We start from the raw sequence: 9,172 nt of genomic DNA, 5'->3' as shown, positions 1-9,172 counted from the left end.
GGTGAAGTGGTTGTTCATGCTTCCTTACAGCTTCAAACCCCCACCACCACTACCCTGTATTTTGAAGTCCGGGATACGGGAATCGGCATCAATCCCCGGGACAAACATAAATTATTTGAATCTTTTTCCCAAGTGGATGCCTCAACGACGCGGAAGTATGGAGGCACGGGTTTGGGATTGGCGATTTGCAAGCAATTGGTGACGTTAATGGGGGGTGAAATTGGGGTGGAAAGTTCCGTGGGTGTCGGTTCGCGCTTCTGGTTTACCGCAACCTTTGAAATCGTGCCCGGTGGGAGCAAATTGCTGCCGGAATTACCGCCGTCTCCTCGGGATTTGCGCCTGTTAGTAATGGATCCCAATGCCACGAGTCGGCAGATGATTTCTGCCTATTTAGAGTCTTGGCATCTTCAGGGGGAGGCAGTTGCGAACTCTGACGAGGCGATCGCCGCTTTGCAAAATGCTTACGCCCAAGGCAAGCCTTATTCTCTGGTTTTAATTGACCTCCAAAATGCTAAATCTGATGGGGAAACCCTGGCCCAAACCCTGATTTCCGACCCAAGTTTCTGCAACCTTAAATGGATCGTCATGGTCTCAATTCATCAACATGAATTGCTAAAACGCCTCCTGAAAAAAGGGGCGGCTGGTTATTTACTCAAACCGATTAAAGCCTCTAGCTTATTAGAAAGGTTGACTCAAGCGCTTCAGGGTCAACCGTCGGAGGTTTCTCATTCTTTATTCTTCCGGGAAGATGCCAGCAGATCCAGTCCGGTACTCGAACAGGTTAAGAATCTGAAAATTTTATTGGTGGAAGATACTCCAATTAACCAAAAAGTGATTTTAAGCCAACTCAAGGTGCTCGGGTATGCCGCAGACTGTGTGGAGAATGGACAGGAAGCCCTCGATTGTCTGGCGCAGCAATCCTATGATATCGTTCTGATGGATTGTTTGATGCCGGTTTTGGATGGGTATAAAACAACAAAAGCATTGCGCGATCGCGAAGGTTCATCTCGCCATACCCCGATCATTGCGATGACCGCTAATGCCATGAAAGGAGACCGGGAAAAATGTTTAGAAGCCGGAATGGATGACTATATCAGCAAACCTGTGGATATCGACCAGTTAGCTGCAATTTTGCATCACTGGGGAGAAACCATCAGCGGCGTTCAAGAGACCATTTCCCACCCAACACTCCCTTCTAAATCCGCCATCTGTACTCCTCTGGATGAAACCCCCATTGACCTCGATCGCCTCCATGAAATTTCTCGCGGAGATGAAGAGTTTGAGTTAGAACTCCTAGAAACCTTTATGGAAGATGCGGTGGTTTATTTCGAGGATATTAAGCGCTATATAGAGACTCAAGATTGGGTTGCCTTAAGCCGTCGCGCTCATCAGCTTAAGGGAGGTTCGGCGACCGTTGCCGTCCTTTCCATGCCCAATATTGCCCGTCAAATTGAATCTCAAGCCAATCAGCAGTGCCAGGATGGTCTGGAAGAGTTGGTGGCTGAATTAGAGATAATTTTCACCCGCCTTCAAGGCTTTATCGCCACCCTCAAGGAAGAAGCCTAGCAGATTGTTTTAGAGGTCTTTGACAAAGGATGAATGATGCTGTCGTTCGCTTAAAAACTCTTCAAAGGCGTCTATGGCTAGGGGGGGACTAAAGTAATACCCTTGGATTAAATCACAGTTATTTTCTAGGAGAAAATCATATTGTTCTCGGGTTTCTACCCCTTCGGCAATCACTTTCAAGTTAAGCTGTCTGGCGAGTTGAATGATGGCATTGATAATCGCTGCATTTTTGGCGCTGTTCATTAAGTCTCGGACAAAAGAGCGGTCTATTTTGAGGGTATCGAAGGGAAATTGTTGCAAATAACTCAAGGAAGAATAGCCGGTTCCAAAATCATCTAAGGAAAGTTGTAAGGAGAAGTCTTTGAGGTCTCTGAGGATGCAGATGGCGAGTTCAGGATTGTGGACGAGGGCGCTCTCGGTGAGTTCAATTTCCACATGACAGGGATTGACTTGGCTTTCTCGGATAATATGAATAACGCGCTGGGTTAAACCGGGTTGATTAAATTGCAGACCGGATAAATTGACCGCAATGGTGAGTTGATAACCGGCCTGTTGCCAGATTTGGGCTTGTTCGCAGGCATTCTGCAAGACCCATTCATCAATCCGCACAATCATCCCCGTTTCTTCGGCTATGGGAATAAATTCGGCGGGGGAAATCAAGCCTCGCTCAGGATGGAGCCAGCGGATCAGGGCTTCGGCAGCGACAATTTTGCCAGTTTTTAAGTTGACTTGAGGCTGATAGTAAAGGATGAATTCATTGCGGTCTAATGCCTGCCGCAAATTCATTTCTAGCATGAGGCGATCGTAAGATTTCTCTTCAATGGCTGAGGTGTAAAGTTGATAGCAATTTCCGCCTTGTTCTTTGGCTTGATGCATAGCCAAGTTAGCGGATTTGAGCAAGCTATCAATTTCTTGACCATCATCGGGATAGACGGCGATGCCGATGCTACTGGTGAGGAATACTTCGTCGTTTAAGATGCTAAAAAAGGTGGAAAATAGGGCCAAAATTCGGCGAGCCGTTTCTTCTATTTGCTGTTTTTCAGTCAAGGGGGGCAAAATTAAGGCCAGTTGCTCGCTGTTTAATCGGGCGACGGTCGCATTTGGTCCCACATAGCGGAGGGTCCGTTCGGTGACGGCTTGGAGTAATAAGTCGCTGTAGTCGGTGCCGAGGGTATTGTTGAAGCGGTTGAGCTGGTCTAAACTCAGGATGGCAACGGGGATGAAGCTGGGTTGATCCGGGTCGTCGGGGAGGGTGCGCTCGAAGCGATCTCGCAACATTAATCGATTAGGGAGATTGGTTAAGCTGTCGTAATACACCAGGTCGTTGAGTTGGCCGATCGCCTCTTCGAGGGCAATTTTCTGTTCCTGCTTCAGACGTTCCCGTTTACCGAGTTGGGAGGCGATCGCACCCATCAGTTCAGTTCGAGTAAAGGGTTTCGTCAGATAATCACTGGCTCCGAGTTCCATCCCCCGGCGCATAGAGGAACGGTCCTCCTGAGCGGTTAAACAGATAAACGGGATCATTGCCGTGGTGGGGTCCTGCTGCAAGATTGTCAGCACTTCATAACCATCCAGCCCAGGCATGATAATATCGCACAAGATTAAATCCGGCTGTTCAGTTTGCGCCAAATTTACCCCGATGCTACCATTTTCTGCCCCAATGACTTCAAACCCTTCCGAACTCAGGATTTTGATGACGGTTTTGCGAAACGAATTTTCATCTTCGACAATCAGTATTTTCTTGTTCATGCACTCAACAACCCGATCTGACAGTTTTCTTGACCCATTAACTTCTCTATTGAACCGCACGCTAAATGGCAGCAATACTTGATTGTCGCCATTTTCTCCGATTCGATTTATCTCTTTTACCAGACCAGGCTCCGTGGAGGGTTCCACCGGCGTGGGCTTGACAAATGTTAAGCAATCCGTGACTTGATTCTACAAGTTGACCCGATCGCTAGTTGGTAGTTTCAAGATTCCTACCTAGGATTAAACGAGCCTGAACGTCTCCCTGGTTATTCTTAGGTCCCTGAACCTTTAAGGATAAAAACAAATATTATGTTATTTTACCATACCTGTTCCCTAAGTCGCGAGGAGGGTGAATCCGAAACGGGGTTAAATAGCAATCCAAAAATGAGTACCCTTGAAACTTTTTGATGCAAAACTGAAAAGCAAGGGATAAAATACAAAAGCAATAGGCCGGGGATGGTGGCGGTGTCAGACGGTGAAATCCCACCCTTTTATATCCTTTTAATAAACGTTTAGAACCAAGTCAGCTAATTGGGCATCCTAAATAAATAGCCCAAACTGTTTCCCTATTGAACCTGAAACGCGAAATGAATCCAATTCTGAATAAACTACTGACTCCTCGCCGCATGGAGTACCTGGCCGTTGATCGCGACTGGTACATCATTGAGGCATCTGCTGGCGCGATGGAATTTGCAGCAGGGGGCGCTAGAGTCGGGGTGGGAGAGGATATCCGGTGGGGATTTCCCGAACTCATCGGACTCGAAGAGGTATTCCGGGCGATCGTTCAAGGACAACGGGAAGGGTTTGAAATCAAAGGAATTGCCCGGATTATAGAATCGAGCCACCCGTTTTATTTCGACCTGCACTTGATCGCGGACCCGACCCAAGCTGAAACCGAGGAACGGCGAGGGCTAATTCTGTTAGAAAATACCACGGAAACGATGGTATTAAAACAAGAATTGGTGCAACGCATCAATGAAGCCAACCTGCTCCTTTCTACCCTAGAGGCAGCCAAATCCTACACCGATAAAATTATCACCTCAATGGCTGATGCATTGTTGGTGACCGATCGCCGGGGTCGGATTCAAAATGTCAATCCCGCTGCCGTTAATTTATTTGGTTATTCCGAGGATTCTGAACTGATTGGTCAGCCGATTTCTCTACGGATTGAAAGCGCAGAACTCTTACCCCATGACTGGCATCACCATGCCCCGAGTGAACCCACCCTTTTGACAACCGCTGAAGGCATTTGTCGGACGAAAAAAGGAGAAAGCATCATTGTTTCCTTCTCCATTGCCGCCATTGGCACCGAACTCGATGATTATGGCGATTTAGTTTATATTGGCCGAGACATTACCGAGGGTCAAAGAGCCACGGCAGAACTCGACCGCGCTCGTCGAGAAGCGGAACTGGCTGACACCGCCAAAAGTTACTTTTTAGCCAATATGAGTCATGAAATTCGGACCCCGATGAATGCAGTCTTGGGGATGACGGGATTATTATTAGAAACAGCTTTAACCGATGAACAGCGCGACCTTCTTGAGACGATTAGCACCAGTGGAGATGCTCTCTTAACCTTAATTGATGAAATTTTAGACCTCTCCAAACTCGAAGCCGGAGAGATGCAGCTAGAAAAATTAGATTTCAACCTAGCTACTAGCGTGGAAGAAGTCATGGATTTATTGGCCCCGCAAGCCCATTTAAAATCCCTAGAAGTTGCCTTTTTTATCGAGGACGATATCCCCCTTGGTTTGCAGGGAGATAGCTCCCGCTTGCGCTGCATTCTCATGAATCTGATTGGAAATGCGATTAAGTTTACCGACGAGGGCTATGTGGTCCTGCAAGTCGAACGATTGACGGAAACTCCTGATTCAACGATCCTGTTGTTCTCGGTGATTGATACGGGGATTGGGATTGCACCCCATCACCAAATTCAGCTTTTTCAACCCTTTTCCCAAGTGGATTCTTCGACGACTCGGAAATATGGAGGAACGGGGTTGGGACTGGCGATTTCTCAACAGTTAGTCATTCTCATGGAGGGAGAAATTGGCGTAGAAAGTCGGGAATCAGAAGGGTCAAATTTTTGGTTTAAAATTCCGTTTAAAAAGCCAGGAATTCCGGTGAATAAGCTGTCAGTTCCACCGGAGATATCGGGCCTATCTCTGTTAGTGGTAGCCCACAGTGAAGTCGTGCAGATGGTGATTCGCGATCGCGTCACCCGTTGGGGAATCCAAGTGGAAGAAACCGAGAGTGACACAGCGTTCACTTTCTTACAAACCCAATGGGAGTCAGGCATCGAGTATGACCTGATGGTGATTGATTTAGAAATGCCGGACATCACGGGAATTGCCTTAGCTGAACAGATTAAACGGGATTCGCGATTTGCCAGTATTCCTTTAATTGCGATCGCCGCGACCCATCAGCGCAATCTCGTCAAAACGGCCTTAAACAGTGGCTTTTGCGACGGTTCAATTAAACCCATTAAACCTGCACGATTTTTAGAAATCATTTGTCGCGCCGTTGGTCTAGCTGTAACAACAAAGCCGGACCCGTTCTTTTATCCCAAAGATAAAATTAACATCGGGCAAAGTCCAATCAAAATTCTTTTGGCTGAAGATAATCCCGTGAATCAAAAAGTCGCCATTAAACAACTGGAACTATTAGGATATCAAGCCGATATTGCCAATCAGGGTGAAGAAGCGCTGAAATTGTGGCAAGCTCATTCTTATCACATCATTTTGATGGATTGCCAAATGCCGGTCCTCGACGGATATCAACTCACCGCACAGATCCGCCGCTTAGAACAGGGAACCGGGGAGTCGCCAGTGCGTAACCCAAGGCATACTGTGATCATCGCCATGACGGCTCATGCCATGAAGGAGGACCGGGAAAAATGTTTAGATGCAGGAATGGATGATTATATTAGTAAGCCAGTCTGTCCGGAACAACTTCAGGCTATACTATCAAAATGGGTAAATCAATTGAGCGGGGCAAGAGTCGGGTTTCAACCCGTTGACGCGGGCGATCGCTCCTCCGGAGACCAGATCCTGGATCTGGAACGTCTTGAACGAATTTCTCAAGGAGATTCGGTTTTTCGGAAAGAGCTGCTAGAAACATTTATTGAAGAACTACAAACCCATCTTGTATCACTCCAAAGCGTTTCAGTCGAAGACTTGGCCACTCTCAAACAAGAAGCGCATTATATTAAGGGTGCCAGTGGGAATGTCGGAGCTCAACAAATTTGTAGCATTGCCGCCCAATTCGAACGAGACGCCAAGCAAGGTAAAGCAGATAATCTATCTGATTTATTCGCTCAATTAACTGAAGCCTATCAAGCATTCGTTATTTTTGTAGAGCGAGCCTGGGTAGAATGAACCCCTTCTTTAAAAAATTTTTAGTGGTCCACGGCATTGAGTATCTGATCCTCGATTCAGCTTTAACCATCCGTAAAACCTCCCCAGGAGTGGACCGATTTTCTGATTCTCCCGGTCCCATTCAAGTCAATGATGAGGTGGGCCTTGCATTTCCCGAATTGATCGGAGTAGAGGACCTCTTACAGGAGGTTTTAGAAGGGCGGCAGATGAGCTTTGATTTAAAATCCCTGAGTCGGTTTACCGAAGCGGGGACGCCGGTTTATTTTGATATGTATGTCGTTCAAGAAGAGCAGATTCAGGGACAACATCTCATCGTTTTTTTAGAGGATGTCACCGATCGCATGAGCTTGGAACAGCGATTAGTCCAAGCTACGAATGAAACGAATCTCCTCCTGTCCGCCCTCTTTGAATCTAAACGGTATATCGAACAAATTCTCTCCTCGATGGCTGATGCATTAATCGTCACCACTGAAACGGGTTTAATCAAAAAAGTTAATCAAAGTACCCTGGACTTATTTGAGTATTCTGAGGCCGAATTACTCGGAAAAGAGATTTCCCAAATTGTGGGAGATCATCAGGATTTGGTGAAAGATTTTTTCCTCTCCCAAATGGAGCGAGATGAGCCAGGATTGTCCCCGGTAGAAATTGTTTGTCACACCAAAACACGCAAAAAAGTCTATGTGGGATTTTCCTGTGCCGTCATTGATGTTTCCGCAGCAGATATTCCCGATTTGGTTTATATCGGTCGGGATATCACCGATCGCAAGCGCAAACAACAACGGAATTTAGCACAATCTGCGACGATTCGGATTTTGTCGGAATCGGCAAATCTGGTAGAGGCAACACCAAAACTGTTGCCTGCCTTATGTGAAAGTTTAGAGTGGGATGTCGGTGAAATTTGGCAGGTGCAAATGCGGGATGAAGGGGGAGACTATCCACCGTCTAAGCTGTCCAGGGAGTCAGAATACCAACCGGATTGTCTCACTTGTCTGCAACTGTGGCACAGCGCGAGTTGGGAATGGTTCGCGTTGCAACAGAGCAGAAAAACCCAATTAACCGAGGGTGAAGGATTACCCGGTCATGTGTGGGCGATTCATCAGGCGGTGTGGACGGAGGATCTCCCTGGGTTTGCGATGGAGTGGCCGGGAACAGACTACTTAGTGCAAGCGGGTTTGAAGAGTGGGTTTGCCTTCCCGATTTTCGGTGATGCTTCGGAAACTCAGCCCCGGGTGGACCAATCCTCGGAATTGCTTGGGGTGATCGGGTTCTACAGTCGCGATATCCAGACGATTGATGAAGATTTGATGGGAACTTGTAGTGCGATCGCCAGCCAAATTGGTCAATTTATCAAACGCAAACAAGCCGAAATTGCCCTCCAAGAAAGCGAAGAACGCTATCGCGATTTATTTGAAAATGCCAGCGATTTGATTCAGAGTGTTTCTATAGAAGGTCGTTTTTTGTATGTCAATCTGGCCTGGAAAGAAACCCTGGGATACAGTCAATCTGACCTAGAAAAGATGACGGTGTTTGAAATTCTGCATCCCCAGAGCAAACTCCAGTATCAAGACCGCTTTGACCGCATCTTTGCCGGGGAAACCATTGATGAAGTCACCGCAGAATTTATGACTAAAGATGGTCAGAAAATCTCCTTGCAAGGCAGTATGAATTGCAAGTATTTAGAAGGGAAGCCGGTCGCCATTCGGGGAATGTTCAGAAACATCACTGAACGAATTAAGGTGGAAAAAGCCCTGCAAAAGCAACAAAAGAAGACCGAAAATTTGCTGCTGAATATTTTACCCGAACCCATCGTCGATCGCCTCAAGCTGGAACCCAATAGTATCGCTGAAACTTATGCGAATGTCACGGTTTTGTTTGCGGATTTGGTCGGATTTACCCAAATTGCTTCGGAACTTTCGGCCATGGAAGTGGTTGAGTTGCTAAATTTAATTTTTTCAGCCTTTGATCGCCTCACTGAATTGCATCAACTGGAAAAAATTAAAACCATTGGGGATGCCTATATGGTGGTGGCGGGATTACCCACTGAACGGGAAGACCATGCCAAGGCGATCGCCAATATGGCTCTCGATATGCAAACCGCCTTGAGCCAATTTAATCAGCAAACCCAGCAGTCTTTTAGCATTCGGATTGGCATTCATAGCGGACCAGTGGTAGCCGGGGTGATTGGCATCAAAAAGTTTATTTACGACTTGTGGGGGGACACGGTAAACATTGCCAGTCGCATGGAATCTCACAGTTTACCGGGACGAATTCAAGTCAGCGAAACCACCTATTATTTATTGCAGGAGCATTACGAACTAGAAAAACGCGGAACAATTGCGGTAAAAGGAAAGGGAGAAATGAATACCTATTTTCTAATCGGGTCAAAATCCGAACTATCCCCATCCCCCTAATTCCTTTGAACCGCTAAATCTCTCCAGTTTGAACCAGGCAATGGAACCCCGATTACCCGAGTCTTAAAGGCG

Annotated in this window: 4 protein-coding genes; 3 read left to right on the top strand and 1 reads right to left on the bottom strand. The window is 46.8% G+C overall.

Going from position 1 to position 9,172, the window contains the following annotated elements; translation table 11 throughout:
* Positions 1–1,566 (top strand): hybrid sensor histidine kinase/response regulator (locus J0895_RS17640; protein ID WP_207089320.1); only part of this gene is annotated, 1,566 nt, incomplete at its 5' end.
* A gap of 9 nt (positions 1,567–1,575) precedes the next feature.
* On the opposite strand, the gene J0895_RS17635 is transcribed toward J0895_RS17640, so the two are convergent.
* Complete coding sequence (locus J0895_RS17635; protein WP_207089319.1) at positions 1,576–3,315, bottom strand: putative bifunctional diguanylate cyclase/phosphodiesterase; 1,740 nt, start codon at positions 3,313–3,315, stop codon at positions 1,576–1,578.
* Between the two features lie 587 nt (positions 3,316–3,902).
* Here J0895_RS17635 and J0895_RS17630 point away from each other — a divergent pair.
* Together J0895_RS17630 and J0895_RS17625 are read left to right on the top strand one after the other, a co-directional pair.
* Positions 3,903–6,689, top strand: a complete 2,787-nt coding sequence (locus tag J0895_RS17630) for a hybrid sensor histidine kinase/response regulator (protein ID WP_207089318.1) — start codon at positions 3,903–3,905, stop codon at positions 6,687–6,689.
* Positions 6,686–9,100, top strand: a complete 2,415-nt coding sequence (locus J0895_RS17625) for an adenylate/guanylate cyclase domain-containing protein (RefSeq protein ID WP_207089317.1) — start codon at positions 6,686–6,688, stop codon at positions 9,098–9,100. Before J0895_RS17630 ends, J0895_RS17625 begins: the two co-directional genes overlap by 4 nt.
* Positions 9,101–9,172 lie beyond the last annotated feature (72 nt).

This window comes from Phormidium pseudopriestleyi FRX01 (assembly GCF_017313335.1).
Taxonomy (GTDB): Bacteria; Cyanobacteriota; Cyanobacteriia; order Cyanobacteriales; family Laspinemataceae; genus Laspinema; species Laspinema pseudopriestleyi.
Note: the sequence above shows the minus strand (reverse complement) of the source record. Positions and strands in the feature narration are given on the sequence as shown.